At 70.9% G+C, this 26,400-nt stretch carries 21 protein-coding genes; 15 read left to right on the top strand and 6 right to left on the bottom strand.

Annotated features, from left to right (window positions below; all coding sequences use genetic code 11):
• Window positions 1-262 precede the first annotated feature (262 nt).
• Window positions 263-1,186, top strand: a complete 924-nt coding sequence (locus tag ACFRKB_RS33030) for an MIP/aquaporin family protein (protein ID WP_383110301.1) — start codon at window positions 263-265, stop codon at window positions 1,184-1,186.
• A 63-nt stretch (window positions 1,187-1,249) separates the two neighbouring features.
• Here ACFRKB_RS33030 and ACFRKB_RS33025 read toward each other — a convergent pair whose 3' ends face one another.
• The 3 genes from ACFRKB_RS33025 to ACFRKB_RS33015 form a co-directional block, all read right to left on the bottom strand.
• The gene (locus ACFRKB_RS33025; RefSeq protein WP_383110300.1) at window positions 1,250-2,065 is read right to left on the bottom strand and encodes an SAM-dependent methyltransferase; all 816 of its coding nucleotides are present in this window, start codon (window positions 2,063-2,065) and stop codon (window positions 1,250-1,252) included.
• 85 nt (window positions 2,066-2,150) lie between these two features.
• Window positions 2,151-2,921 (bottom strand): glycerophosphodiester phosphodiesterase, encoded by a 771-nt coding sequence (locus ACFRKB_RS33020; protein WP_383110305.1) that lies wholly within the window; start codon window positions 2,919-2,921, stop codon window positions 2,151-2,153.
• A gap of 2 nt (window positions 2,922-2,923) precedes the next feature.
• Complete coding sequence (locus ACFRKB_RS33015; protein ID WP_383110299.1) at window positions 2,924-3,949, bottom strand: adenosine deaminase; 1,026 nt, start codon at window positions 3,947-3,949, stop codon at window positions 2,924-2,926.
• A gap of 168 nt (window positions 3,950-4,117) precedes the next feature.
• Between ACFRKB_RS33015 and ACFRKB_RS33010 the strand changes: the two genes are divergently transcribed.
• Window positions 4,118-4,891 carry a DUF4190 domain-containing protein gene (locus tag ACFRKB_RS33010; protein ID WP_383110298.1) on the top strand — a complete coding sequence of 258 codons (774 nt, stop codon included), beginning with the start codon at window positions 4,118-4,120 and terminating at the stop codon, window positions 4,889-4,891.
• Window positions 4,892-5,104: 213 nt separating this feature from the next.
• On the opposite strand, the gene ACFRKB_RS33005 is transcribed toward ACFRKB_RS33010, so the two are convergent.
• Window positions 5,105-5,623 carry an NADAR family protein gene (locus ACFRKB_RS33005; protein WP_383110297.1) on the bottom strand — a complete coding sequence of 173 codons (519 nt, stop codon included), beginning with the start codon at window positions 5,621-5,623 and terminating at the stop codon, window positions 5,105-5,107.
• 211 nt (window positions 5,624-5,834) lie between these two features.
• Between ACFRKB_RS33005 and ACFRKB_RS33000 the strand changes: the two genes are divergently transcribed.
• The 8 genes from ACFRKB_RS33000 (at window position 5,835) to ACFRKB_RS32965 (ending at window position 15,654) form a co-directional block, all read left to right on the top strand.
• Window positions 5,835-7,355, top strand: coding sequence for a gamma-aminobutyraldehyde dehydrogenase (locus tag ACFRKB_RS33000; RefSeq protein WP_383110296.1), 1,521 nt, complete (start codon window positions 5,835-5,837; stop codon window positions 7,353-7,355).
• Window positions 7,356-7,396: 41 nt separating this feature from the next.
• On the top strand, window positions 7,397-8,644 hold the full coding sequence (locus tag ACFRKB_RS32995) for a polyamine ABC transporter substrate-binding protein (protein ID WP_383110295.1): 1,248 nt from the start codon (window positions 7,397-7,399) through the stop codon (window positions 8,642-8,644).
• 75 nt (window positions 8,645-8,719) lie between these two features.
• A complete protein-coding gene (locus ACFRKB_RS32990; protein ID WP_383110294.1) occupies window positions 8,720-9,883 on the top strand; it encodes an ABC transporter ATP-binding protein in 1,164 nt (387 codons plus the stop codon).
• Window positions 9,880-10,812, top strand: coding sequence for an ABC transporter permease (locus ACFRKB_RS32985; RefSeq protein WP_030351703.1), 933 nt, complete (start codon window positions 9,880-9,882; stop codon window positions 10,810-10,812). Before ACFRKB_RS32990 ends, ACFRKB_RS32985 begins: the two co-directional genes overlap by 4 nt.
• The gene (locus tag ACFRKB_RS32980; protein WP_383110293.1) at window positions 10,812-11,606 is read left to right on the top strand and encodes an ABC transporter permease; all 795 of its coding nucleotides are present in this window, start codon (window positions 10,812-10,814) and stop codon (window positions 11,604-11,606) included. Before ACFRKB_RS32985 ends, ACFRKB_RS32980 begins: the two co-directional genes overlap by 1 nt.
• 36 nt (window positions 11,607-11,642) lie before the next feature.
• On the top strand, window positions 11,643-13,097 hold the full coding sequence (locus tag ACFRKB_RS32975; protein WP_383110292.1) for an NAD(P)/FAD-dependent oxidoreductase: 1,455 nt from the start codon (window positions 11,643-11,645) through the stop codon (window positions 13,095-13,097).
• 128 nt (window positions 13,098-13,225) lie between these two features.
• Window positions 13,226-13,711, top strand: a complete 486-nt coding sequence (locus tag ACFRKB_RS32970) for a hypothetical protein (RefSeq protein ID WP_383110291.1) — start codon at window positions 13,226-13,228, stop codon at window positions 13,709-13,711.
• 119 nt (window positions 13,712-13,830) lie between these two features.
• The gene (locus tag ACFRKB_RS32965) at window positions 13,831-15,654 is read left to right on the top strand and encodes a chitinase (RefSeq protein WP_383110290.1); all 1,824 of its coding nucleotides are present in this window, start codon (window positions 13,831-13,833) and stop codon (window positions 15,652-15,654) included.
• Here the strand turns inward: ACFRKB_RS32965 and ACFRKB_RS32960 are convergent.
• Both ACFRKB_RS32960 and gabT read right to left on the bottom strand, forming a co-directional pair.
• Window positions 15,608-16,183 (bottom strand): phosphatase PAP2 family protein, encoded by a 576-nt coding sequence (locus ACFRKB_RS32960; protein WP_383110289.1) that lies wholly within the window; start codon window positions 16,181-16,183, stop codon window positions 15,608-15,610. The two genes, ACFRKB_RS32965 and ACFRKB_RS32960, sit on opposite strands and share 47 nt — an antisense overlap.
• 429 nt (window positions 16,184-16,612) lie before the next feature.
• The gene (gene gabT / locus ACFRKB_RS32955; protein ID WP_383110288.1) at window positions 16,613-17,947 is read right to left on the bottom strand and encodes a 4-aminobutyrate--2-oxoglutarate transaminase; all 1,335 of its coding nucleotides are present in this window, start codon (window positions 17,945-17,947) and stop codon (window positions 16,613-16,615) included.
• Between the two features lie 297 nt (window positions 17,948-18,244).
• Between gabT and ACFRKB_RS32950 the strand changes: the two genes are divergently transcribed.
• The 5 genes from ACFRKB_RS32950 (at window position 18,245) to ACFRKB_RS32930 (ending at window position 26,317) form a co-directional block, all read left to right on the top strand.
• Window positions 18,245-20,398 carry an ATP-binding protein gene (locus tag ACFRKB_RS32950; protein ID WP_383110287.1) on the top strand — a complete coding sequence of 718 codons (2,154 nt, stop codon included), beginning with the start codon at window positions 18,245-18,247 and terminating at the stop codon, window positions 20,396-20,398.
• 183 nt (window positions 20,399-20,581) lie between these two features.
• Window positions 20,582-22,210 (top strand): PucR family transcriptional regulator, encoded by a 1,629-nt coding sequence (locus ACFRKB_RS32945; RefSeq protein WP_383110286.1) that lies wholly within the window; start codon window positions 20,582-20,584, stop codon window positions 22,208-22,210.
• Between the two features lie 163 nt (window positions 22,211-22,373).
• The gene (locus tag ACFRKB_RS32940; protein ID WP_365976721.1) at window positions 22,374-23,819 is read left to right on the top strand and encodes an aldehyde dehydrogenase family protein; all 1,446 of its coding nucleotides are present in this window, start codon (window positions 22,374-22,376) and stop codon (window positions 23,817-23,819) included.
• 136 nt (window positions 23,820-23,955) lie between these two features.
• A complete protein-coding gene (locus ACFRKB_RS32935) occupies window positions 23,956-25,929 on the top strand; it encodes an acyl-CoA dehydrogenase family protein (protein ID WP_383110285.1) in 1,974 nt (657 codons plus the stop codon).
• Window positions 25,930-26,134: 205 nt separating this feature from the next.
• Window positions 26,135-26,317 carry a hypothetical protein gene (locus ACFRKB_RS32930; protein ID WP_383110284.1) on the top strand — a complete coding sequence of 61 codons (183 nt, stop codon included), beginning with the start codon at window positions 26,135-26,137 and terminating at the stop codon, window positions 26,315-26,317.
• Window positions 26,318-26,400: the final 83 nt, after the last annotated feature.

The following is a 26,400-nucleotide window of genomic DNA, read 5'->3' as shown; positions in this document are numbered from 1 at the left end:
GGTTTTTTTTTTTTTTATTTCCTACCCGTTACCCCGTTTTTTGGGGGGGGGGGGGTTTATTCCGCCCCCCCCCCCCGCCCCTTTCGTACGCGCACGGCGAAAAACCTTCACCCGAATGGCTCCCAGGCCGGTATGACATGCCCTCAGACGTGCGGGCGTGCTCACCGGGCGTGTTCCACCGGACGGTCCTACAGTCGCTTCTATCACGGCCCGCTCGGGCCGTCTGAAGGCTGTCCTACGGCTGTCTGAAGCAGGAGGAGCAATGGCGACTACCAGTACAAAGCGTCGCGGCTACCGGGAAGGACTCAATGGCGAACTGCTCGCGGAATTCCTGGGAACGTTTGTACTGATCCTGCTGGGCTGTGGTTCGGTCGCCGTGGCCGTCGCCGGACTCCCCGGATCGGGGCGTCAGACGGTCGCCTTCGGCCCGGCGAACTGGCTGATCGTCTCGTGGGGCTGGGGTCTCGGCGTGGTCTTCGGGGTGTATGTCTCCGGAGGTATCAGCGGTGGGCACATCAACCCCGCCGTCACGCTCGCCTTCGCCGCGCGCCGCGGATTCCCCTGGAACAAGGTCCTGCCCTATTGGGGCGCGCAGCTCCTGGGCGCCTTTCTCGCCGCCGGTGTGGTCTTTTCCGCGTACAGCTGGGCCATCAACGATTTCAACGGCAAGGCCGGAATCGCCCGGGACCAGTCACTCGCCACCTTCTCGATTTTCGCCACCTTCCCGGCCGAGTATTTCGGGAATTCCTGGTGGGGTCCCTTCCTGGACCAGGTCATCGGCACCGCGATCCTCCTTCTCCTGGTATCCGCGCTCATCGACACACGCAACAGCGGGCCCCTGTCCAATCTCGCACCGTTCCTGATCGGTCTGGTCGTCTTCGCGATCGGACTGAGCATCGGGACGAACGCCGGTTACGCGATCAACCCCGCGCGCGACTTCGGCCCACGGCTCTGGACGTACTTCCTGGGCTGGGGGGATATCGCGCTGCCGGGCAGCTTCCAATGGTTCAGCGGCTATTTCTGGATTCCCATTGTCGGACCGCTGCTCGGGGGACTCATCGGGATCTTCGTCTACGACATGTTCATCGGGAAGGTGCTCACGGTGCGCGCCAAGGACGTGCCGCCGGAGACGCTCAGGGCCGAGGAGCCAGGACCGTCGCGGGAGGACCCGGGCGCCGACCGCTAGGGGTGCGGGCGGGGCCCGCCCGCGGGGAACGGGACCCGCCTACGCGGGCGGGCTCCAAGTACGTCAGGGCTTGCGGGCCACCAGGCCGAACTGGGCCACGTCCGCCGCGCCGTCGTCCCGGCGGTGGTCGGGGCGCCAGCGCGCGCAGGAGACGATGCCCGGCTCCAGCAGCTCAAGACCGGCCACGAAGGACTCGATGTCCGCCCGGCTGCGGGCGGTGATCGGGGGAGTGGCGTTCTCGTTCCAGAACCGCATGGCCTCGGCATTGCCGTCGCCGCCCAGCTCCAGCGTGGGGTGGGTCAGCACCAGATAGCTGCCGGAGGGCACGGCGGCCAGCAGCTTCCGTACGATCGACCGCGCGTCGTCGGTGTCCAGGACGAAGTTCAGGATGCCGAGCATCATCACCGCCACCGGCCGCCGCAGGCTGAGCGTCGGCTCGACGGCGGCCAGGATCCCGTCCGGGTCGTGGGCGTCCGCGTCGATGTACTCGGTGGCGCCCTCCGCCGAGCCCGTCAGCAGCGCGCGGGCGTGCGCCAGCACGATCGGGTCGTTGTCGACGTAGACGATCCGGGACTCGGGCGCGATCCGCTGCGCCACCTCATGGGTGTTGTCGACGGTGGGCAGGCCGGTGCCGATGTCCAGGAACTGCCGTACGCCCAGGTCCCCGGTGAGATGACGGACCGCCCTGCCGAGGAACGCCCGGTCCGCGCGCGCCACTTCACCGATGCTCGGATACATGCCGGTGACCTGGTCCCCGACCGTGCGGTCCACCAGATAATTGTCTTTTCCGCCCAACCAGTAGTTCCACACACGCGCGTTGTGGGCGATGTCGGAACGGATACGCCCCGTCGCACGTGGGGTGTTGTGGTCGTCGGACACATCGTCTCCTCTCTGCTCCTGCCGCGCCCGCCGTGATCACGGGAGGCACCGTCGGCTCATCATCCCCGACCGTATGCCCGGCGGTTCAGGAACGACGAGTCCCCAGCAGCCCGGACAGGACATCGATCCGGTTGGTGGTGACGGAGTCGACGCCGTGCGCGATCAGCCGGCGCATGCTGCGCCGGGTGTCCGCGGTCCAGGCCGAGACCAGCAGCCCGTCCCGGTGGTTGCGGTCGGCCAGCTCCCTGCTGACCAGCCCGAACCGGTAGTTGAGCCAGCGTGGCCGTACCGCCGCGAGCAGGACGGGACGCGGTGGCGCGAGCGTCGTCCATGTCATGGCGATCTCGGCGCGGGCGTCGGCGGCGCGGACGGCGAGCATCGCGCTCGGGCCCGCGCAGTAGTAGACGCGCTCGGCGGCGCCGCACTCACGTACCGTGCCGACGATCGTACGTACCGACTCCTCCGTCGCGCCCGGAAGATCCACCATGAACCGCGCCCCGTCCGCGCCCGCGTGTGCGCTGCGCGGCCCGTCGCTCGTGCCGTCCGGGTCCTCCGCCGTGAGCGCCTCGCGCAGCGTCGGGACCCCGCCGTCCGTCAGCGCCCGCAGCTCCTCGTACGTCACCTCCCCCAGCCGCCGTTCATGGCCCCAGAGGCGCTCCAGCGTGGAGTCGTGCAGCAGCACGGGCACACCGTCGCGGGTGAGCCTGACGTCGATCTCGACCGCGTCCGCGCCCCGCCGCCGCGCGGAGTGTACGGACGGAAGGGTGTTCTCCCGTACGCGGTAGGGATCGCCGCGGTGACCTACGGCGACGACGCTCCGCGCGGCGGTGTCCCGGTCCGCCCGGTCGCCGGCCATCGTCAGCGCGCGAGCCACTGGGCGGTGTACGCGTCGATCTCGGCGGTGAGCCGCTTCTTGCCGTCCGTGTCGAGGAACGAGGCCTCGACACCGTTCTTCGCGAGATCGGCGAGACCGCGCTCGTCCAGGCCGAGCAGCCGGGCGGCCACCCCGTACTCCTGGTTGAGGTCCGTGCCGAACATCGGCGGGTCGTCGCTGTTGACCGTCACCAGCACACCGGCCGCGACCATCTCCTTGATCGGGTGCTCATCGAGGTCGAGGACGGCGCGGGTGGCGATATTGGAGGTCGGGCACACCTCCAGCGGGATGCGGTGCTCAGCGAGGTACGCCAGCAGCTCCGGGTCCTGGACGGCGCTCGTGCCATGGCCGATGCGCTCCGCGCCCAGCTCGCGGAGCGCGTCCCAGATCGTCCCGGGACCCGTCGTCTCACCGGCGTGCGGCACGGAGTGCAGACCCGCGGCGATCGCGCGGTCGAAGTACGGCTTGAACTGCGGCCGGGGCACCCCGATCTCCGGGCCGCCGAGACCGAAGGCGATCAGCCCCTCGGGCCGCAGGTCCACCGCGAGCCTGGCCGTCTCCTCGGCCGCGGGCAGCCCGGCCTCGCCGGGGATGTCGAAGCACCAGCGCAGCACGACGCCGAACTCGGCCTCGGCGCTCTTCCTGGCGTCCTCGATCGCCTCCATGAAGCCCAGTTCGGGGATACCGCGGCTGGTCGAGCTGAACGGCGTCACCGTCAGCTCGGCATAGCGGATGTTCTGCCGGGCCATGTCACGGGCGACCTCGAAGGTCAGCAGCCGGACGTCCTCGGGCGTACGGATCAGATCGACGACCGAGAGATAGACGTCGATGAAGTGTGCGAAGTCGGTGAAGGTGAAGTAGTCGGAGAGCGCCTCGGGATCGGTGGGCACCTTGGAGTCAGGGTGCCGGGCGGCCAGTTCGGCGACGATACGGGGCGACGCCGATCCGACATGGTGCACATGCAGTTCGGCCTTGGGCAGCCCCGCGATGAAGGGGTGCAGATCGGTCATCGGGGTCCTCCGGATGCTGGGGCGGGTGCCAAGAGTGCACGGCCCCGGGCAGGGGGCGGGACGTCCGCCCCCTGCCCGGGGCCGCTCGGGTCAGGGATCATCGTAGGCCGGGCCGGTTCCGCGCGTGGCGGAGGCCGTAGCATGACGGAATTACGATGGGGGAGGCCCATGTCAGACAAGAGCGAGCAGCCGCCGGGCGGCTACGAGCCGAGTGATCCCTGGGCTCCGCCCGAGCAGCGGATTCCGCTGGACAAGCCGGCGCACCTGCCGCCGCCACCGATATCACCCGAGCTTCCCGGACAGCAGTCCTGGGAGGCTCCGGGGGCCCCGCCGCGGGACGCCGGATCGGTGCACAACCAGCCGACGATGACCGGTACGCCGATCGGAGGGCCCGAGTCCGGCGCCGTGCCCCCGCCGCCCACCGCGCCCGGGGGACCGGCCCAGCCCGCCCCCGGTCCGTACGGCTACCCGGGCGCCATGCCCGCCCAGCCAGCCGCTCCCTACGGCGCCGGCGCGGGGCCGGCCCCCGGCTATGGCTATCCCGGCTACCCGGCCGCCGCCCAGCCGTACCCGGGCATGCCGGGATACGGCCAGCCCGGCTGGCAGCCCCCGGCGAACGGTATGGGCGTCGCCGCGATGGTGCTCGGCATCCTGTCCGTCTGTCTGTTCTGTCTGTACGGCATCGGCGGCATCATCCTCGGCACGCTCGCGCTGATCTTCGGCATCGTCGGCAAGAAGCGGGTACAGCGCGGCGAGGCCAACAACGAGGGCCAGGCCCGCGCCGGTGTCATCCTCGGGTCGATCGGCATCGCCCTCGGCATCATCTTCCTCGGCTTCATCATCTGGGGCATCACCCAGGCGATCAACGAGGAGAGGAACAACGACTACGACAGCACCTACGACGACTACAGCACCTCGCTGATGGTCGACGTCACCCGGTAGATCCGCTAGATCCGGCAGAGCCGGCGGATCCCGGGGCCTAGGCCCTGTCTGACACATCCCGCCTGGCTCGCGGCGCCCGGCACGCACGCTCGCCGCGTTGTCGGATCACCCCAGTACGTCCAGTACTGGGGAGACCCTCCGCCTTGCGATCGCACGCACCAGACGCCGCGAGCCCCGCCCTTCGGGCGGACGGCGCTATGTGTCAGACAGGGCCTAGGCCCGGAGCCGTTCACGCGCCTCCATCAGCGCCAGGCCCAGCAGATTCAGCCCGCGCCAGCGCGCGGGATCGCTCGCCCGCTCGTCGTCCGAGGCCAGCCCGATGCCCCAGATCCGGTCCATCGGGCTGGCCTCGACGAGTATCCGGTCGCCCGTGGCCAGCAGAAATCCGCGCAGCGCGGGATCCTGGCCGAATTTGTGGACGCTGCCCTCCACCACGATGCCGAAGCGCTCGCGCTCCCAGACGGTCTCGTCGAAATCGCGCACCAGCCGCCCCGCCTTCTTGGCGAGCGCGGGATTCGCCGCCTCCAGAGCGGCGCGCTCGGCCTCCTCGTCCCCGAAGAGCCGCGCCTTGCCCGCCATCATCCAGTGCTCGGCCGTCGCGTAGTCCACCCCGGCCACCGTGAACGGCGAGGGCCACCACTGACTGAGGCAGCCGGCGCCGAGCGCGCCGTCCCGCCGCGGTGTGTGCCCCCAGAAGAGCAGGTACTTCTCACGCCCCGAGTTGTTCCCCATGCATGCGAGTCTGGCAGCCACCACTGACAATCCGTCCGCCGATCAGCGTGCTGACGCGACACATGGTCGACCGATTCCGTCGCGTAACCAAAAGGCAACAACGGAATCCCTTGTTGAGGTGACGCTGCTCTGTCAGGATCGGCACTCAATTGAAGCCGGAGCAACAGCCGGAACAACAGCTGACCAACCAGCTGGAACATCGGAGAGCGTCATGGCCAACCGCTTCCAGGTGCGGGACCGCTTCGCGGACGGTGCGCAGTTCATCGGCGGGCGGCCGCGACCGGGCACCTCGGGACGTACGCACGCCGTCGTGAACCCGGCGACCGGCGAGGAGCTGTACGCGTACGAGCTGGCGGGCCCGGCCGATGTCGACGCCGCCGTCGCCGCCGCGCGCGAGGCGTTCCGCGGCTGGTCGGGCACCACCCCGGGGGAGCGCTCCGACGCCCTGCACCGCTTCGCGGCCGTCCTCGCCGAGCAGGCCGAGGACTTCGCGTACGCGGAATCGCTCCAGTGCGGCAAACCGATCAAGCTGTCCACCGAGTTCGACGTCCCCGGCACCATCGACAACACCGCCTTCTTCGCGGGCGCCGCGCGCCATCTCCAGGGCCTCGCGGCCGGTGAGTACAGCGCCGATCACACCTCGTACGTACGGCGCGAGCCGATCGGGGTCGTCGGCTCCATCGCGCCCTGGAACTACCCGCTCCAGATGGCCGCCTGGAAGATCCTGCCGGCCGTCGCCGCGGGCAACACCATCGTGCTGAAGCCCGCCGAGATCACCCCCTTCACCTCGCTGATGTTCGCGCGGGCCGCCCAGGAGGCCGGGGTGCCCGACGGCGTGATCAATATCGTCACCGGCGCGGGGCCCGACGCCGGGGAACGGCTCGTCGGCCACCCCGATGTCGTGATGACCTCCTTCACCGGCTCCACCGCCGTCGGAAAGCGCGTCGCGGAGATCGCCACCGCCACCGTCACCCGCCTCCATCTCGAACTCGGCGGCAAGGCGCCCTTCCTGGTCTTCGACGACGCGGACCTGGAAGCCGCCGTCCATGGCGCGGTCGCGGGCTCCCTCATCAACGGCGGCCAGGACTGCACGGCCGCCACCCGCGCGTATGTGCAACGTCCGCTGTACGACGCCTTCGTGAGCGGGGGCGCCGAACTGATGGAGACCGTACGGCTCGGCGACCCCTTCGATCCGGCCACCGACCTCGGCCCGCTGATCTCGCACACCCACCGCGACCGGGTGGCCGGCTTCGTCGACCGGGCCCGTGGTGACGCCCGGATCGTCACCGGCGGCGCGGCGCCGGGCGGCGCGTGGAAGGACGGCGCGTACTACCGTCCCACCCTCGTCGCGGACGCCGCCCAGGACAGCGAGATCGTCCAGTCCGAGATCTTCGGCCCGGTCCTCGTCGTCCTGCCCTTCGACTCCGACGACGAGGGCATCCGGCTCGCCAACGACACCCCGTACGGCCTCGCCGCCTCCGCGTGGACCCGCGACGTCCACCGCGCCGGCCGGGCCACCCGTGAGCTCAGGGCCGGCTGCGTCTGGGTCAACGACCACATCCCGATCATCAGCGAGATGCCGCACGGCGGATACCGGGCGAGCGGGTTCGGCAAGGACATGTCGGCGTACTCCTTCGAGGAGTACACGCAGGTCAAGCATGTGATGTACGACAACACCGCGGTGGCCAGGAAGGACTGGCACCGCACGATCTTCGGGGACCGTCCCCAGTGACCGTCCGCCCGCAGTGACCACCATCCGAAAGGGCACAGCGCATGGAGCAGTACGAGCCCGGCCGTCTCTCCGGGGCCCAACTGGCCGCGATGCGGCGCAGCCTGACCAACGGCAGGGGCGCCCTCACCCGCCGTTCCATGCTGCGCGCGACCGGGGTCGGCGCGCTCACGATCGGCGGGCTCGCCGGTCTGAGCGGCTGCGGGATCCCGCCCGCCAAGCGGGAGGGCGACGGCCCCGCGTCCACCGACCACTCGGCCGACGAGAAGCGGGTCGTCTTCTCCAACTGGACCGAGTACATGGACGTCAGCGAGGACGAGAAGGACTATCCGACGCTGGACGCGTTCACGAAGCGCACCGGCATCAGCGTCAAGTACACGGCGGACATCAACGACAACGTCGAGTTCTTCGGCAAGATCCAGCCGCAGCTGGCGGCCGGCCAGGACACCGGCCGTGACCTCATCTGCGTCACCGACTGGCTCGCCGCCCGCATGATCAGGCTCGGATACGCGCAGAAGCTCGACCCCTCCCAGCTGCCGCACGCCTTCGCGAACCTCTCCGACCAGTTCCGCTCACCGGACTGGGACCCCGGCCGCGCCCACAGCTACCCCTGGACCGGCATCCCCACCGTCATCGCGTACAACGCGAAGGCCACCGGCGGACGCACGGTCGACTCGGTCTCCCAGCTGCTCGACGACCCGCGGCTGAAGGGCCGGGTCGCCTTCCTCTCCGAGATGCGCGACTCCATCGGAATGACCCTGCTCGATCTGGGCAAGGACCCGGGCAGCTTCACCGACGACGACTTCGACGCCGCGATCGCCCGTATCCAGAAGGCCGTCGACAAGAAGCAGATACGCCGCTTCACCGGCAACGACTACACCGCGGACCTCGACAAGGGCGATATCGCGGCCTGTGTCGCCTGGGCCGGGGACATCGTCCAGCTCCAGAACGACAACCCGGACATCAAGTTCGCCATCCCCCGCAGCGGCTACATCATCTCCAGCGACAACCTGCTGGTCCCGGCCAGGGCACGGCACAAGACCAACGCCGAGAAGCTCATCGACCACTACTACCGGCCGCCGGTCGCCGCCCAGCTCGCCGCGTACATCAACTACGTGTGCCCGGTCGACGGGGTACGCGCCGAACTCGCGAAGATCGACAAGTCGATGGCCGACAACACACTGATCCTCCCGGACGCGGCGATGGCCGCCGCCTCGCACGCCTTCCGTTCCCTCAGCGCCGAGGAAGAGACGGCGTACGAGCAGAAGTTCGCCACGCTCATCGGCGCCTGACGCCGTACCTCCTCCCTCGCCGGGGACGGCCTGGTCTCAGCCCGTCCACCTCTCTCATCCCCGGGACCGTTACCCATGACAGAGACTGCATCCACCAGCCGGGGCGGCGACGTCCGCCTGTCCGGGATCAGCAAGACGTACGGCTCCTTCCACGCCGTCAAGCCGCTCGATCTCACCGTGCCGCAGGGCTCCTTCTTCGCTCTCCTCGGCGCGTCGGGGTGCGGCAAGACCACCACGCTGCGGATGATCGCGGGCCTGGAGGAGCCGACCACCGGCACGGTCTTCCTGGGCGACAAGGACGTCACCGGCCTGCCCCCGTACAAGCGGCCGGTCAACACCGTCTTCCAGAGCTACGCGCTCTTCCCGCACCTCGACATCTACGAGAACGTCGCCTTCGGGCTGCGCCGCCGCGGCATCAAGTCCGTACGCGGGCAGGTCGGCGAGATGCTCGATCTCGTCCAGCTCGGCGACTTCGCCAAGCGCAAGCCGCACCAGCTCTCCGGCGGCCAGCAGCAGCGCGTCGCCGTCGCCCGCGCGCTGATCAACCATCCGCAGGTGCTGCTGCTCGACGAACCGCTCGGCGCCCTCGACCTCAAGCTGCGCCGGCAGATGCAACTGGAGCTGAAGCGCATCCAGACCGAGGTCGGCATCACCTTCATCCATGTCACCCACGACCAGGAGGAGGCCATGACGATGGCCGACACGGTCGCGGTGATGAACGGCGGTGTGGTCGAGCAACTGGGCAGCCCCGCCGATCTCTACGAGAACCCGCAGACCACCTTCGTCGCCAACTTCCTCGGCACCTCCAACCTCATCGAGGCCGAGGTCGCCGAGATCCACGGGGACGAGGTGGTGGTCACGGCGGGCGGCGCGAAACTGCGGCTGCCCGCGGGACGGTGCTCCGCCCCCACCGCGAGCGGCGGCCGGCTGCTGGTCGGCATCCGGCCCGAGAAGATCTCCCTGGCGCACGCGGACGACGCGGGCACCATCCCCGACGGCCGCAACCGGATCACCGGGCGGATAGCCGACTCCAGCTTCATCGGGGTCTCCACGCAGTATGTGATCGACAGCCCGGTCTGTCCGGAGTTCGAGGTGTACGCGCAGAACATCGAGCGGGACAGCCGGCTCGCCCCGGGCGCCGAGGTGGTCCTGCACTGGAACCCGGCGCACAGCTTCGGTCTGGACGCGGCCCAGGACATTGACGCGGGCATCGAGACGGTGGACGAGGAGGTCTCGTGACGATCACCGAGGCGCCTCCCGCCGCGCCCGCCACCCCGCCGGAGCCGCCGGTACGCAAGGCGTCCACGCGCAAGCGGCTCGTCCCGTACTGGCTGCTGCTGCCCGGCATCCTCTGGCTGCTGGTCTTCTTCGCGCTGCCGATGGTCTACCAGGCCTCGACCTCCGTACAGACCGGCTCCCTGGAGAAGGGCTTCCAGGTCACCTGGCACTTCGCGACCTACTGGGACGCGCTCCAGGAGTACTACCCGCAGTTCGTGCGCTCCCTGCTGTACGCGGGCACCGCCACGATCCTGTGTCTGCTGCTCGGCTATCCGCTCGCGTATCTCATCGCCTTCAAGGCCGGACGCTGGCGCAATCTGCTGCTGGTCCTGGTCATCGCGCCGTTCTTCACCAGCTTCCTGATCCGCACGCTCGCCTGGAAGACGATCCTCGCGGACGGCGGCACGGTCGTCGGCATCCTGGACTCCCTCCATGTCCTGGACGTGACCAGCTGGCTCGGCTGGACCGAGGGCAACCGCGTCCTCGCCACGCCCATGGCGGTGGTCTGCGGGCTCACCTACAACTTCCTGCCCTTCATGATCCTGCCGCTCTACACCTCGCTGGAGCGCATCGACGGGCGCCTTCACGAGGCCGCGGGCGATCTGTACGCCAGGCCGCTGACCACGTTCCGGAAGGTGACCTTCCCGCTCTCCATGCCGGGCGTCGTCTCCGGCACGCTGCTCACCTTCATCCCGGCGAGCGGCGACTACGTCAACGCCGAACTGCTCGGCTCCACCGACACGAAGATGGTCGGCAGCGTCATCCAGACGCAGTTCCTGCGGGTCCTGGACTATCCGACGGCCGCCGCGCTCTCGTTCATCCTCATGGCGATCGTCCTGCTGATGGTCACCTTCTACATCCGCCGAGCAGGGACGGAGGACCTGGTCTGATGCGCTGGCTCCGACGCAACATCGTCGTCATCGCGGGCGTGCTGACGCTCGGCTATCTGATCGTGCCCAACCTCGTCGTGATGGTCTTCTCCTTCAACAAGCCGAACGGGCGCTTCAACTACTCCTGGCAGCGCTTCTCGCTGGACGCCTGGAAGGACCCCTGCGGGGTCGCCGATCTGTGCGGCTCACTGACGCTCTCGCTCCAGATCGCCGCCTGGGCGACGCTCGGCGCCACCGCCCTCGGGACGATGATCGCGTTCGCGCTGGTCCGCTACCGCTTCCGGGCACGCGGCGCGATCAACTCACTGATCTTCCTGCCGATGGCGATGCCCGAGGTCGTGATGGCCGCCTCGCTGCTGACGCTCTTCCTCAACCTGGGCGCGCAGCTCGGCTTCTGGACCGTGCTGATCGCACACATCATGTTCTGCCTCAGCTTTGTGGTGACCGCCGTCAAGGCGCGCGTCATGTCGATGGACCCGAGGCTGGAGGAGGCGGCGCGGGATCTCTACGCGGGACCCGTGCAGACCTTCGTACGGGTCACGCTGCCGATCGCGGCCCCCGGGATCGCGGCGGGCGCGCTGCTCGCCTTCGCCCTCTCCTTCGACGACTTCATCATCACCAACTTCAACGCCGGCTCGACCGTCACCTTCCCCATGTTCGTCTGGGGCTCCGCGCAGCGCGGCACGCCGGTGCAGATCAATGTCATCGGGACGGCGATGTTCATCATCGCCGTACTGCTGGTGGTCGGCGGTCAGCTGGTCAGCGGCCGGCGGAAGAAGACCGCCACCACCTGAGCGGATCCCGGCATCCCCCTGAAGGAGTTGGAAGACATGGCCCCAAGCGCCATGCGTACCGCCACCGCGGCGCTCTCCGCCGCATCGCTCTCCGACGCGCGGCCGGTCCCGTACTGGCTGGACGACCCCGGCAGGCCGGGAGCCCTGCCCGCTCTCGCCGGCGACGAACACTGCGATCTGCTGGTCATCGGCGGCGGTTACAGCGGGCTGTGGACCGCGCTGCTCGCCAAGGAACGCGACCCGGAACGGGACGTCGTACTGATCGAGGGCCGCGAGGTGGGCTGGGCCGCCTCCGGCCGCAACGGCGGCTTCTGCGCCGCCTCCCTCACCCACGGTTTCGGCAACGGGCTCGCGCGCTGGCCGGGTGAGCTGCGGAAACTGGAGGAGCTGGGCGAGCGCAACCTCGACGCCATCGAGGCGACGGTCGCCCGCTACGCCATCGACTGCTCCTTCGAGCGCACCGGCGAGATCGATGTCGCCACCGAGCCGTACCAACTGGACGATCTCCATGAGCTGTACGAGGAGGCGAGGCGCCTCGGTCACACCGGTCTGGAGCCGCTCGACCGGGACGCCGTACGCGCCGAGGTCGACTCGCCGACGTTCCTGGGCGGGCTGTGGGACCGGCGTGGCGTCGCCATGCTGCACCCCGCCAGACTCGCCTGGGGCCTCAAGCGCGCCTGCGCGGAGCTCGGGGTACGCCTCTACGAGAACACCCCCGGGCTGGAGCTGGCGCGTGCCCGATCCACGTCCGGGCCCGGACCGGGGGCCGGGATGGCCGTCCGTACGCCGTACGGCCGGGTCTTCGCGCGCACGGTCGCGCTCGGCACCAATGTGTTCCCCTCGCTGGTCCGGCGGGTACGTCCGTACACCGTCCCGGTCTACGACTACGCGCTGATGACCGAGCCGCTGACCGAGGCGCAGCGCGCCGCGATCGGCTGGAAGAACCGTCAGGGGCTCGGCGACAGCGCCAACCAGTTCCACTACTTCCGGATCACCGACGACCACCGCATCCTGTGGGGCGGTTACGACGCGATCTACCCGTACGGCGGCCGGCTGGACACGGCGCTCGACCACCGTCCGGAGACCTATCTCAAGCTCGCCACCCACTTCTTCCGCTGCTTCCCCCAGCTGGAGGGGGTGCGCTTCAGCCACGCCTGGGGCGGCGCCATCGACACCTGCTCGCGCTTCTCGGCCTTCTTCGGTACGGCGTACGACGGCCGGGTCGCGTACGCCGCCGGGTACACCGGGCTCGGCGTGGGGGCGACCCGCTTCGGCGGGGAGGTGATGCTCGATCTCCTGGCGGGTGAACGGACCGAGCGCACCGCGCTGGAGATGGTCAGGAGCAAGCCGCTGCCGTTCCCGCCGGAACCGGCGGCGTGGGCCGGGATCGGGCTCACCAAATGGTCGCTGGCCCGCGCCGACGCCCGGGGCGGACGGCGCAATCTGTGGCTGCGGACCATGGACCGGCTGGGCCTCGGCTTCGACAGCTGAGCCGCCGCCGGGTCCTGTGATCCACATCACCACAAGATCGCCGGCCGAACCCGCGTCATCGACCGGCACCCCTCGTGTCTCCCCCGTGTGGACAGATCGTCCGGCAACACGGAGGGGAGGCCGGGCAGATGACCGGCTCAGGGGCGAACAACGCGGTGCGGTGGCTGACTTCGGTGGCACCGGATCCCGAAGCCTGCCGATGGGAGTGGGAGCGCGACCCGCTCGGGGTGGCGCTCCTGCCCGCCGGCCGGCGCTGGGACGTACTGATCCTCCCCGGCGAGCTGGGCTATCCGACCCTCGATGTGCTGACCGGGCTCGTCGACCGGCCGGGGCCCGTGCTCGCCGGCTTCGGCGACTCCCGGATGGGGTTCTTCGTGCCGCCGGGCACGGTCGCGCGCTGGCTCGGCACGGGCGTACGCGGCGTGGGCTCCGGCACCTGGATCGTCGTGCCGTACCCGGGGCGGGCGAGCGGCGCCATGCGCTGGCTGATCCCGCCGGACGGCTCGGGCACGCTCACCGACGCCTCGCTGCTGGAACTGGCGATGCACGAGGCGGCGGCGAACCTCGCGGCGGGAGACGGGGACGGGGGCGGCGGGATGGACGGCGCCGGTTGATCCGAGGGGGTGTGGGGATCGTTCCGGGCCGGCGCTGTCAGAGGTCTTGACCAGGCAATTGGTCTGGACCATGCTGTGCGCGCTCCACCACCTCATTTCCCCCATGCCCGGAGGCAGTTGTGGAACGCACCAGACGTCCTGCTCCGTACCCAAGACTGGTGGCCGCCCTCGCGGCCGCCGTGCTCACCGCGGGCGGACTCGTCGCCGCCGCCCAGACGGCACGGGCCGCCGACGCGGACATCGCCCGCAACGGCGGCTTCGAGTCCGGCCTGACCGGCTGGAGTTGTACGGCGGGCAGCGGCTCCGTCGTCACCACCCCGGTGCACAGTGGCAGCGGCGCGCTCAAGGGGACCCCCGCGGGCAACGACAACGCCAAGTGCTCGCAGACCGTCACCGTCCAGCCGGACTCCGCGTACACACTCAGCTCCTGGGTCCGCGGCGGCTACGTCTATCTCGGCGCCTCCGGCACCGGCACCACCGATGTGTCGACCTGGACGCAGTCCGCGTCCGACTGGCAGAAGCTGACCACGAGCTTCCGCACCGGTCCGGGCACCACCTCCGTGACCGTCTACACCCACGGGTGGTACGGCACGCCCGCCTACTACGCCGACGACCTCACCCTCGTCGGTCCCGGCGGCGCCCCCGCGCAGCCCCCGGCCGTCCCCACCGGCCTGAAGGCGGACAGCGTCACCTCGACATCCGTGGCGCTCTCCTGGGCGCCCGTCACGGGAGCCACCGGCTACACCGTCTACCGGGGCGGCGCCAAGGTCCTGGACACCGGCGGCACCTCGGCGACCGTCTCCGGGCTCAGCCCGGCCACGGCGTACAGCTTCCAGGTCGCGGCGACCAACGCCGCCGGCGCGTCCGCGCTCTCGCCCGCCGTCACCGCGACCACCTCGGCCCCGGGCAGCGGCGGAGGAGGCGCGGACCTGCCCGCCCACGCGCTGGTCGGCTATCTGCACTCCAGCTTCGCCAACGGCTCCGGCTATACGCGGATGGCCGATGTGCCCGCCTCGTGGGACGTCATCAACCTCGCCTTCGGCGAACCCACCTCGGTCACCTCCGGCGACATCCGCTTCAGCCTCTGCCCGGCCGCCGAATGCCCGAACGTCGAATCCGCCGCCGAGTTCAAGGCGGCGATCAAGGCCAAACAGGCCGCGGGCAAGAAGGTCCTGATCTCCATCGGCGGCGCGAACGGCCAGGTCCAGCTCTCCACCACCGCCGCCCGCGACACCTTCGTCTCCTCGGTGTCCAAAATCATCGACGAGTACGGTCTGGACGGCCTGGACATCGACTTCGAGGGCCACTCGCTCTCGCTGAACACCGGGGACACCGACTTCCGTAACCCCACGACCCCGGTCGTCGTCAATCTGATCTCCGCGATCAAGACCCTCAAGGCCAGGTACGGCGCGGACTTCGTCCTCACCATGGCCCCCGAGACCTTCTTCGTACAGCTCGGCTACCAGTACTACGGATCCGGCCCCTGGGGCGGCCAGGACCCGCGCGCCGGATCGTATCTCCCGGTGATCCACGCCCTGCGCGACGATCTCACCCTGCTGCACGTCCAGGACTACAACTCCGGCCCGATCATGGGCCTGGACAACCAGTACCACTCGATGGGCGGCGCCGATTTCCATATCGCCATGACCGACATGCTGCTCACCGGCTTCCCGGTCGCCGGTGACACCACGAAGGTCTTCCCGGCGCTCCGCCCCGACCAGGTCGCCATCGGCCTGCCGGCCTCGACCCAGGCGGGCAACGGCCACACGCCGCCGGCCGAGGTGAACAAGGCGCTCAACTGCCTGACCAAGAAGACCGACTGCGGTGCGTACCAGACCCATGGCACCTGGCCCGCCCTGCGCGGACTGATGACCTGGTCGATCAACTGGGACCGCTTCAACCAGTGGGAGTTCTCGAAGAACTTCGACGCGTACTTCGGCTGAGATCGCGCGCCCCGGCCGCGCGGAGTGCCCGCTCCAGAGCCAGCAGCGGCATCCCGCAGAGGGCCAGGCTGCCGAGGACGTCCAGCGGCCAGTGGTAGCCGCGCAGGATGAGACCGGTGCCCGTCGCCAGGGTGAGCAGGACGGCGGCGGGCACCGCCCGTCTCCGTGGCACGTGGGGCGCGAGGAGGAGGGCGGCGCCGCCGTACGCGACCATCGCCGTCGCCGTGTGCCCGGACGGGTAGTACCCGGTGGCGTCGGTGAGCGGGCCCGGCCGGTCGGTCCAGATCTTGAGCGGCACGACCAGGAGGGGGACGGCGGCCATCGCGACCCCGGCCAGCAGCGGCCGGGCGCGCTGCCCGCGCCACAGCGCGTATCCGATCGCCACGGCCAGCACGGGCACGGCGACGAGCATGCTGCCGAGATCGGCGAGGAGTTCCGTCAGTGGTCTGGGCCCCTGGCCCGCGAGCGCGTGACTCAGCCGCTCATCGGCCGAGCGCAGCGGGCCACCGGCGGAAACCTGCCAGGTCACGAGCGCGAAGACGGCCGCGCCACAGCGCGAAGGGAATCCAGAACCGCCACCTGGGGCGGGAGAAAAAAGCCGGCCGCCCTGGAACAGGGGGGGTAGTTCCAGGGCGGCCGTACGGACCGGTGTGCCGCACGCCCCGGGGGGTTTGGGGCGAGCGGCCATCCGATCGGTGAGGTGTTCCAGAGCCGGAGGCTCCAGTGGTGTGCGCGAAGGCACGACCAAAGCGGCGCTGGGGATGCCCCGCCCTGGTGTCGCCCGCAGTCCCCTGCGAGCGGGGTGTTTCTCTCATCTGCGGAAACCGTACGGGAGGCACGCGGGCACCGACAGCCCGAAACGCATCCCGCCATCGGCCTCGCACACGTTCTTCACAGGCCCTGACAGGTGTGGCGGACCGGGGTCGGCGCTCCGGCCGCGGTCCGCCGTTCCGGCAGCTCAGACGGTGGCGAGCGCCTGCTCGATGATGTCCAGGCCCTCGTTCAGCAGGTCCTCGCCGATCACCAGCGGCGGCAGGAAGCGCAGCACATTGCCGTACGTGCCACAGGTCAGGACCAGTAGCCCGGCCGCGTGGCACGCCTTGGCGAGTGCGGCGGTCGCCTCCGGGGCCGGCTCCTTGGTCTCCCGGTCCTTCACCAGCTCGATCGCGATCATCGCGCCCCGGCCGCGGACGTCACCGATCAGGTCGTACTTCTCGCGCAGCGCGGAGAGCCGGCCCTTCATGACCGTCTCGATACGGCGGGCCTTCGCGACGAGGTCCAGCTCCCGCATCGTCTCGATGGCGCCGAGCGCGGCGGCGCAGGCCACCGGGTTGCCGCCGTACGTACCGCCGAGGCCGCCCGCGTGCGCGGCGTCCATGATCTCGGCGCGGCCGGTGACGGCGGCGAGCGGCAGACCGCCCGCGATGCCCTTCGCGGTGGTGATCAGATCGGGGACGACGCCCTCGTCCTCACACGCGAACCACTGGCCGGTACGGCAGAAGCCGGACTGGATCTCGTCCGCCACGAACACGATCCCGTTGTCCTTGGCGAACTTCGCGAGCGCGGGCAGGAAGCCCTTGGCCGGCTCGATGAAGCCGCCCTCGCCGAGCAGCGGCTCGATGACGATCGCGGCGACGTTGTCGGCGCCGATCTGCTTGCTGATCTGGTCGATGGCCTGGGCGGACGCCTCGGGGCCGCAGTTCTCGGGACCGGTCGGCCAGCGGTAGCCATAGGCGACCGGCACCCGGTAGATCTCCGGGGCGAACGGCCCGAAGCCGTTCTTGTACGGCATGTTCTTCGAGGTCAGCGCCATGGTGAGGTTCGTACGGCCGTGATAGCCGTGGTCGAACACGACCACCGCCTGGCGCTTGGTGTACGAGCGGGCGATCTTCACGGCGTTCTCGACGGCCTCGGCGCCGGAGTTGAAGAGCGCCGACTTCTTCGCGTGGTCACCCGGCGTCAGCTCGGCGAGCCGCTCACAGACCTCGACGTACCCCTCGTACGGCGTGACCATGAAACAGGTGTGGGTGAAGTCCGCGAGCTGGGCGGAGGCGCGGCGTACGACGGCCTCGGCGCTGGCACCGACCGAGGTCACGGCGATTCCGGAACCGAAGTCGATCAGCCGGTTGCCGTCCACGTCCTCCAGAATCCCGCCGCCGGCGCGGGCGGCGAACACGGGCAGCACGGACCCGACGCCACTGGCGACCGCGGCGGTACGGCGGGCCTGCAACTCCTGTGACTTCGGACCGGGGACGGCGGTGACGAGGCGGCGCTCCTGCGGAATGGCGGTCATGAGGGGCTCCTGGGGGTGTTTCCGTGGTCTGTCTTCGGCTTTCTTCGCAGGCTAGGGGTGGGGGAGGGGTGCGGGCATGCGCCGTTCGGTAGTAACGGGGGCGTGTCGTTGTCCGTGACGGACAGGTGGCGTACCCGGCGGGGCCGGGAGGCGGACGGGGCGGGTAACACACCCCCTGGGCGCGGAACGGTGAACTACCCGTGCACGGGCACTAGATTGACGTTTGCACACGAGGTCGACGCTTGCACACGGCGGACTGCACAGCGCGGGCCCGACTGGTCAGGGGGCGAGGGGTTCATGGACACCGACGGCACGCACGACTCGCAGGGCACACGCGCCACCCCTGTGCCGCGGCCGGCGGGCCCGCCGCCCACGCCACCGCCGATGCCGCCGTCCGCGCCGGCCCCGGCAGGTCCGTTCTCCGGCGCCTTCGAAGCGGCTCCACCACCCGCGCCGGAACGCGCCCCGCACAGCGGCCCGACGCTGGTCGAGTGGCTGCGGGTCCCCCGGGTCGCGGACGCGCCCGGGACCTGGGCGTACGGACATAAGCCGCGCCCCCCGGAGGAGCCGGAGCGCACGCCGGTGCGCCAGTTGATCAGCGGAGCGCTGATCTCGCTCCTGGCGGGCCTGCTGCTGTGGTCGCTGCTGTGGAACGGCTATCTGGGCAGTTTCTGGCTCTGGCCGCTGTATATGTTCACCCCCGATTCCTGGCGCGGCACGATGGCCTCGGTCGTCGCCTCGTACATCTACTACGCGCTGGTCATCGGCGGACTCCTGGTCCTCTTCGGACGGCTCGGCCGCTGGCCCGAGCTGGCCCGCCGTGTCCTCGACCGGGTGCGCGGAGCCGCGCCGAAAGAGACCGCGCCGCCGCCCCCCGAGCCCGAGGACGATCTCGCCGAGTGGCCCCAGCTCCGGGCCGCCGGCCAGGGCGAGACCGCCGCGCGGCTCGCCGCCGAGGCGCGGGACGGGCGGATGAACGATGTCGACTACGCCCGGATCCGGCGCGCCTGGCACTCCGTACGGGCCGATCCCTCCCGGCTCACGGCGTTCGCCGGGGCCGTGCGGGGCCAGGGTGCCGCGGCCTGTGTCCACCCCTCCGGCGCGCGCGATCTGCCCGTCCGCGCGGCCCGGCACGATCTGCTCGCACGACAGGTCCGGCTCGGCACGGTCCACGACGGGGAGCGCAACCCGTATCCCCGGCGCGGGACGGGGCTCGCGCTGGATCCGGCCCTGCTGGGGACCTCGCTGCTGGCCGTGGGGCCGCCGGGCGCGGGCAAGACGCACGCCCTCGTCCGCCCGGTCGTCGAGTCGCTCTCCCTCCAGGCACTCGCCGGACAGGCCGTCGTCATCGCCGTCTGCGCCGCCGGAACCCAGCTCGGCCCCGACAGCGCCTATGACGTCGTGGTCCGGCTGGGGGACCCGGAATCGGTGTACGACCTCGATCTGTACGGGGGGACGAACGACCCGGACGAGGCCGCCGCCGTACTCGCCGAGGGCCTGGTCGGCGATCTCACCGACACCGACAGCAGGCGGGCCACCACCGCGCTCGCGCAGCTGCTCGGCCCGTTCCGCGCCGCGCACGGCCGGCTGCCCGCCGTACCGGAGCTGCGTGAGCTGCTGGACGGCACGCCCGTCGCGCTGGCCGCCCTGCGCGAGGCGCTCGACGCCGAGGGCCACCACGCCATGCGGCGTGAACTCGACACCAGGGAACGGCAGTCCGGGGCCCCAGGGGACGCGGGGAGCGCGCTCGCCGACCGGGTCGCGCTGCTCGACCGCCCGGCGTTCGCGGGCTTCTTCGACACCAGCGGCAGGACCCGGCCGTTCTCGCTGCGCACCCTGGAGCATCCGCTCCGGGTCCGTATCGAGCTGCCCGAGCGCGGACACGCCGAGGCCTCGCGGATGCTGGCCAGGCTCGTCCTCGCGCAGTTCACGGCGAACGCCGCCGTACGCGCCGACCGCTCGCTCTTCGCCTGTCTCGTCCTGGACGACGCGACCCGCACCCTCACCGGCCAGACCCTGCGCGGGGTACAGCGGCTGCGGTCGGTGAACGCGGGCGCGCTGCTCACTCTGCGCACGCTCGACGATGTGCCGGAGGCGCTGCACTCCGCGCTCCTCGGGGCCGTCGGCTGCCGGATGGCCTTCTCCGGGATCACCACGTGGGACGGCAAGCGCTTCGCGGAGGCCTGGGGTACGGAGTGGGTGGAGACCCGGGACGTCACCCAGCGCACGGTCTTCGCCGACCGGCCGCTGACCCGGGCCGTGCACGCGTTCCGGAAGCTGGTCACCGGCAAGGCCGTGACGACGGACGCGGTGACCGTGCGGCAGGTCGAGCGCGAGCGCTGGTCGGCCTCCGAGCTGGCGCACTCGGTGCCCGCCGGGCACGCGGTGCTGTCGCTGCGGACGGTGGGGGGCGATCACGCGCCGCCCCTGCTGGTGGATCTGCGGAGCTGATCCCACCCGGGGGCCGACCGCGGCGTCGGCATCGCCCGGCCCCGGCCCTCGGCCCCGGCCCTCGGCTCGTACAAGCTGGCAGAATTGGGGGACGCCGTTCATACGGGACGGCGTAATCGTCCGAGGCGGCGTCATCCGGCCGCCGCCCTGCCCCTCCACCGCCGAAGGCCCTACGGTTCCACCATGCCGCCCACCCTCGCCTCGCTCGTCCAGCACTCGGCGCTCAACCTCACTGTGCGTGCGGGGGAGGACCGTCTCCAGACGCCGGTGCGCTGGGTCCACGCGAGCGAGCTGGCCGACCCCGTGCCGTACATGGAGGGCGGCGAACTGCTCCTCATCACGGCGACGACGCTGGACGCCGACGATCCGGAGGCCATGCGGCGCTACGTGCGCAGGCTGGCCGGCGCCGGGGTCGCCGGGCTCGGCTTCGCCGTCGGCGTGAACTACGAGGACGTACCCGAGGCGCTCGTCGAGGCCGCGCGGGAGGCCGGGCTGCCGCTTCTGGCCGTCCCCCGGCGCACCCCCTTCCTCGCCATCAGCAAGGCCGTGTCGGCGGCGCTCGCGGCCGACCAGTACCGCGCGGTCACCGCCGGGTTCGAGGCGCAGCGGGAGCTGACCCGCGCCGCCCTCGCCGAGGGGCCCGCGGTGCTGCTGGCCCGGCTCGCCGCGTATGTGGACGGCTGGGCGGCGCTGTACGACGCGTCGGGCGCCGTGGTCGCCGCCGCGCCCGAGTGGGCCGCGCGCCGGGCCGCCCGGCTGACCGTCGAGGTGGAGCGGCTGCGGGAGCGGCCCGCGCCCGCGAGCGCGGTGGTCGGGGCCTCGGGCGACGCGCTGGACGAGGCGTCCGGCCGCGCCGAGGACCGGGTCGAGCTCCAGTCCCTCGGCACGGGCCGGCGGGTGCGCGGCGCGCTCGCCGTCGGCACGGGCGCCGCGCTCGGCACCGCGGAGCGGTACGCGGTCCACTCGGCGATCGCCCTGCTGACGCTGACGACGGAACGGTCCCGCGCCCTTCAGGCCGCCGAACAGCGGCTCGGCTCGGCCGTACTGCGGATGCTGCTCTCCGGCCAGCCCGACCACGCGCGAGCCGTGGCCGGTGATCTGTACGGGGCCCTGCTCGACGCCCCGTTCCGGCTGCTGGTCGCCGAATCGGGCGAATCGGGGAAGCCCGCGAAGGCGGCGAACCCCGTGCCCGGCCCGGAGGCCGGCCATCCGCTCCAGCTGCTCGCGGAGGCGCTGGAGGCCGCGGCGGCACGGGCGGGCGAGGCGATGCTCGCCGTCCCGGACGGCGAGGAACGGCTCATGGTGCTCGCGGTGGACGGCGGGGCCGTGGTCACAGCCTGCGAGGGATACGCGCGACGCGAGGCCGAGGAGGCCGGGGTCGTCATCGGGCTCTCCGCGCCGACGGGCCCGATCGCGGCGGCCGGCGCGTACAAACAGGCCGAACAGGCCCTCTCGGTGGCGCGCCGGCGCGGCCGGGCGCTGGTCGAGCACGAGGAGCTGGCGGCGGGTTCGATCCTTCCGCTGCTCGCGGACGACGCGGTACGCGCCTTCGCGGACGGCATGCTGCGCGCCCTGTACGAACACGACGCCAAGGGCCGCGGGGATCTGGTGGCCTCGCTGCGGGCCTGGCTCTCGCGCCACGGCCAGTGGGACGCGGCGGCGGCCGACCTCGGGGTCCACCGCCATACGCTGCGCTATCGCATGCGCCGGGTGGAGGAGATCCTCGGCCGCTCCCTGGACGACCCGGACGTACGGATGGAGCTGTGGCTGGCCCTGAAGACGACGGCGTCGCCCGTGCCCGCGACGGAGTAGCGGGCCACACCGTCCGCGGCGGCACCGCCCACGCCCATGACGTACGACAATGCGTAGCACACCCCCCATCGCACTACTCCACCACGGATAAACGACCACCCGCGCCCGCACCCCTACCGTGGAAGCAGACACCCCCGTCTCTTCGGAAGGGCCCGGACTCGCAATGACTTCCACCCACGCTTTCTGGCTCGCCGGCCGCCAGGCCACCGGCGAGGACACCTTCGACGTCACCTCCCCCTGGGACGGCCGGCTCGTCGGCACCGTTGCCGTGCCGACCGAGGACCAGGTCGAGGAGGCCGTGGCCGCCGCGCACGCGGTCCTGGACGAGTTCGCCGCGACGCCCGCCCATGTACGGGCCGCCGCCCTCGACCATGTCTCCCGCAGGCTGGTCGAGCGTACCGAGGAGATCGCCCGGCTGATCTCCGCCGAGAACGGCAAGCCCCTCAAGTGGGCCCGGGGCGAAGTCGGCCGCGCCGTCTCCGTGTTCCGCTTCGCCGCCGAAGAGGCCCGCCGCTTCAACGGCGGGGACGCCCAGCGTCTCGACACCGACGCGGGCGGCGCCGGCCGCCTCGCCCTGACCCGCCGCTTCCCCCGTGGCGTCGTCCTCGGTATCGCGCCGTTCAACTTCCCGCTCAACCTCTGCGCCCACAAGATCGCCCCGGCCATCGCGGTCGGCGCCCCGATCATCCTCAAGCCCGCCCCGGCGACCCCGCTCTCCGGTCTTCTCCTCGGCGAGCTGCTGGCCGAGACCGACCTGCCGGCCGGCGCCTGGTCCGTACTGCCCGTGCCGAACGACCGGATGCCCGCCCTCGTCCAGGACGAGCGGCTGCCGGTGATCTCCTTCACCGGCTCGGACAAGGTCGGCTTCGCGATCATGGACTCCGTCCCGCGCAAGCACTGCACGCTCGAACTCGGCGGCAACGGCGCGGCCGTCGTCCTCGCCGACTACGCGAGCGAGCAGGACCTGGACTGGGCGGCGACCCGGATCGCCACCTTCTCGAACTACCAGGGCGGCCAGTCCTGTATCTCCGTCCAGCGCGTGATCGCGGACGCCTCGGTGTACGAACGTCTCGTCCCCAAGGTCATCGCCGCGGTCGAGGCCCAGGTCACCGGCGACCCCGGCGACGACGCCACCGATGTGGGACCGCTCGTCAGCGAGGACGCCGCCAAGCGCGTCGAGTCCTGGGTCGACGAGGCGGTACGGGCCGGCGCCCAGCTGCTCACGGGCGGCAAGCGGGACGGCGCGACATATGCGCCGACCGTCCTCTCCGAGGTCCCCGCGGACGTCACGATCTCCTGTGAGGAGGTCTTCGGGCCGGTCCTCACCCTGCGCCGGGCCGAGAGCGAGACCGAGGCGTTCGAGAAGGTCAACGACTCGAAGTACGGTCTCCAGGCAGGGGTGTTCACCCATGACCTGCAGGCCGCCTTCCGCGCCCACCGCGCGCTGGAGGTCGGCGGCGTGATCATCGGCGACGTCCCCTCGTACCGCGCCGACCAGATGCCGTACGGCGGTGCCAAGCAGTCCGGCGTCGGCCGCGAGGGCGTGCGGTTCGCGATGGACGACTACACGTACGAGCGCGTCATGGTGCTCACCGGCCTCGCGCTCTAGAGATACACAGCGCGGAGGGGCCCCGCGGCCCGCGCCACGACTGGTGCGGGTCGCGGGAATCGGGTAGATACGGACGAGTAGTACCAGGCCGGTTGAACCGTCACTGGACCCGACTCCGCGGCGAGGTGAGTTCCTCATGTCCGCCCCATCCGCACCCTCAGCAGCATCCGCACCGCAGGAACCCCAGGGCAAGCCCAAAGTCACCGAGCGGGAAGCGCGCCAGGTCGCCGAGGCGGCCCGGGAACAGGGCTGGCGCAAGCCGAGCTTCGCCAAGGAGATGTTCCTCGGCCGCTTCCGTCTCGATCTCATCCATCCCCACCCGATGCCGGCGTCCGAGGACGTCAAGCGCGGTGAGCAGTTCCTGACGAAGCTCCGCGAGTTCAGCGAGACGAGGATCGACGGCGCGCTCATCGAGCGCGAGGCCCGGATCCCCGACGAGGTGATCAACGGCCTCAAGGAGCTGGGCGCGCTCGGTATGAAGATCGAGACCAGATACGGCGGGCTCGGCCTCACCCAGGTGTACTACAACAAGGCCCTGGCCCTGGTCGGCTCCGCCAGCCCGGCGATCGGCGCGCTGCTCTCCGCCCATCAGTCGATCGGCGTACCGCAGCCGCTGAAGCTTTTCGGCACGCAGGAGCAGAAGGACACCTTCCTGCCGCGCCTGGCCCGCACCGACATCTCGGCCTTCCTCCTCACCGAGCCGGATGTGGGCTCCGACCCCGCCCGGCTCGCCACGACCGCCGTGCCCGACGGCGACTCGTACGTCCTCGACGGCGTGAAGCTGTGGACGACGAACGGGGTCGTCGCCGATCTGCTCGTCGTGATGGCGCGCGTACCGAAAACGGACGGCCACAAGGGCGGCATCACGGCGTTCGTCGTCGAGGCCGGCTCCCCGGGCATCACGGTCGAGAACCGCAACGCGTTCATGGGCCTGCGCGGTCTGGAGAACGGGGTGACCCGCTTCCACCAGGTCAGGGTCCCCGCCGCGAACCGCATCGGCCCCGAGGGTGCGGGCCTGAAGATCGCCCTCACCACCCTCAACACCGGCCGGCTCTCGCTGCCCGCGATGTGCGTGGGCGCGGGCAAGTGGTGTCTGAAGATCGCCCGCGAATGGTCGGCGGCCCGTGAGCAGTGGGGCAGGCCGGTCGGCCGCCATGAGGCCGTGGGCGCGAAGATCTCGTTCATCGCCGCCACCACGTTCGCGCTGGAGGCGGTCGTGGACCTGGCCTCACAGATGGCGGACGAGGACCGCAACGACATCAGGATCGAGGCGGCCCTGGCCAAGCTGTACGGCTCCGAGATGAGCTGGCTGATGGCCGACGAACTGGTCCAGATCCGGGGTGGCCGGGGCTTCGAGACCGCGGACTCCCTGGCCGCGCGCGGCGAGCGTGCCGTACCGGCCGAGCAGATGCTCCGCGATCTGCGCATCAACAGGATCTTCGAGGGCTCCACGGAGATCATGCATCTGCTGATCGCGCGCGAGGCGGTCGACGCCCATCTGGCGGTCGCGGGCGACATCATCGATCCGGACAAGTCCCTCTCGGACAAGGCGCGGGCCGGTGCGCAGGCGGGCCGGTTCTACGCCCGCTGGCTGCCGAAGCTGGTGGCGGGTCCGGGCCAGCTGCCCGGCTCGTACGCGGAGTTCCACCCGGCGGGCCACCCGGACCTGTCGACGCATCTGCGCTATGTCGAGCGCAGCGCGCGCAGGCTGGCCCGCTCCACCTTCTACGCCATGTCGCGCTGGCAGGGCCGGATGGAGACCAAGCAGGGCTTCCTCGGCCGGATCGTGGACATCGGCGCCGAGCTGTTCGCGATGAGCGCGGCCTGTGTACGGGCCGAGCTGATGCGGGCGGGCGGCGACCACGGCCGTGAGGCGTACCAGCTGGCGGACGTGTTCTGCCGGCAGGCCCGTATCCGGGTCGAGGAGCTGTTCACCCGGCTCTGGTCCAACACGGACGACCTGGACCGCAAGGTCGTGAACGGCGTCCTGGCCGGTACGTACACCTGGCTGGAGGCCGGCGTCATCGACCCGAGCGGCGAGGGACCCTGGATCGCGGACGCGACTCCGGGACCGTCCCAGCGCGAGAACGTGCACCGCCCGATCCACTGAGCCGCCGAGATCACGGGGTCCCGGCCGGGCCGTGTCCGCAGGCGGACATGACCCGGCCGGTCCTGTGCGAGCCCGGCCGAACGACGTCGAAAACTTTTCTCTGTTTTTGCCCGATTTGCGGGTAAAATGTAGAGGAATGGTAGGGCATCTACCGAGGCTCCCGTCCGAGCGGACGGGGCTCGCCGACCTCTGTGAGGGGGTTGCCATGGCCAGCGACGCCGACTTCTACGCACATGGCCGGCCGGAGAACCCACAGCTCCCGGAGGACAGGCCGCGCGGAGGCGGGCCGAAGGGGCCGCCGCCGGTGCACAGCACGGCCTGGAAGGTCATGGCGATCGCCATCGCGATCATGGTGCTGATCGTGGTGGGGATCTTCCTGTTCCCGTGAGGCCACCCGGCCCACCCATCGCCCCGTCCCATGACCGGCTTCAACCGACCGGTCATGGGACGGTCACGCGTCCGCGGCTGTCC

It is taken from the genome of Streptomyces scopuliridis (genome assembly GCF_042790125.1).
Lineage (GTDB): Bacteria > Actinomycetota > Actinomycetes > Streptomycetales > Streptomycetaceae > Streptomyces > Streptomyces scopuliridis_A.
This window is presented reverse-complemented; position numbering and strand designations above follow the sequence as displayed.